The sequence below is a fragment of the Stutzerimonas sp. LR2 genome (assembly GCF_055755175.1).
The window spans coordinates 1-1,061 of the sequence record NZ_JBVTRR010000039.1; the positions used below are offsets into that span (position 1 = coordinate 1).

The 1,061-nt window shown below is 47.5% G+C and carries 2 protein-coding genes; both read left to right on the plus strand.

Annotated elements, in window-relative coordinates; all coding sequences use genetic code 11:
• The first annotated feature begins 410 nt into the window (after window positions 1-410).
• Window positions 411-632: a hypothetical protein gene (locus ACVRRC_RS21850; RefSeq protein ID WP_094962650.1), complete on the plus strand. Its 222-nt coding sequence runs from the start codon at window positions 411-413 to the stop codon at window positions 630-632.
• A 163-nt stretch (window positions 633-795) separates the two neighbouring features.
• Window positions 796-1,061: hypothetical protein (locus tag ACVRRC_RS21855; protein WP_472997555.1), on the plus strand; the 266-nt coding region annotated here is incomplete at its 3' end.

The following is a 1,061-nucleotide window of genomic DNA, read 5'->3' on the forward strand; positions in this document are numbered from 1 at the left end:
AGGGTAATACCCTTAACCCTGAGGGTGATTTAGGGTGAGGGTAAGGGTTGCGCAAAAATCGAACATATGATTTCATTTGCCAACTATCCTTTTCAAAATGACAGGCGCGATGACAGACTCCACGTTTAAAAAAGCTCTCGCCGCTCTGGAAGAAAGGGGGCTTACTCTGACCGAAAGCACTAACAGGATATTCCTCATCCTTCCTGGATATGGCCGCGTGAATGTAGCTGTGCGTAATTCCAGAGGAGAACCAGATACAGCCACTCTAACCGTGAGGGCTGATGGTAGTGTTAGCTGCCGTCTGTCTCATGAGCCGAGGGATACAACGCCGACACGCCGAGAATGGTGATCGTACTTCGTTAACCGGTTACAGCGGGACATAATGAAGTCTCTACTTACAGGAGGCCATCATGCAAAGCGAAGCATTTAAAGAACATGTCCGCAACTCCATCGACCCAAGCGCCACTATCCAGGCGAACTGTCATCATCGCGTCACTTTCAAGTGCTGCACCCAAAGCGACGTCATACATCAGGTTAATGCCAGTCTGGTTCGATCCGCCTTGGGTGTAGGGGAAGGTGACCCGTTACCCGTGAAAGCCAGCCCAATGGCCGCTAAACGAAACCCCAAATAAGCCTTACTGTATTCTTAAAAATTGAGAGTTCTGGCCTGTTCAGAGCTCTTTTTTTATTCAAAAAAAAGATGTTTTTTGTCCGATTTCCTTCGTCAGATCTGCGGGTGTGAGATAATTATCTTAGTTAAAAACAAACACATTCACAGATTTGGAGGGCACAAAAATGGCAATCAGCATCAAAAACCTGTTCGGTCGTAATCGTAAAGCAAAAGCACATTCAACCAGTTTTGTGTCTGATATCCAGGTCGATTTTGAAGAAGAGCAACCAGAGTTCTTCACTCAGGAAGAGCTTGAAGAGATGGAGTACGAGCGCCAGGGTATTCGCTTCACCGAAGAGGAAGATCTCAGCGCTATCGCTCACCTGGCCGTTACGCACTACTACTACGACGACGAGGAAGAAGACTTCGTCGAAGAAGACATCGAGACCGC

What these genes read in the sequence shown, in the direction of transcription:
- ACVRRC_RS21850 (WP_094962650.1), top strand. Translation starts at nt 411, where the DNA reads ATGCAAAGCGAAGCATTTAAAGAACATGTCCGCAACTCCATCGACCCA.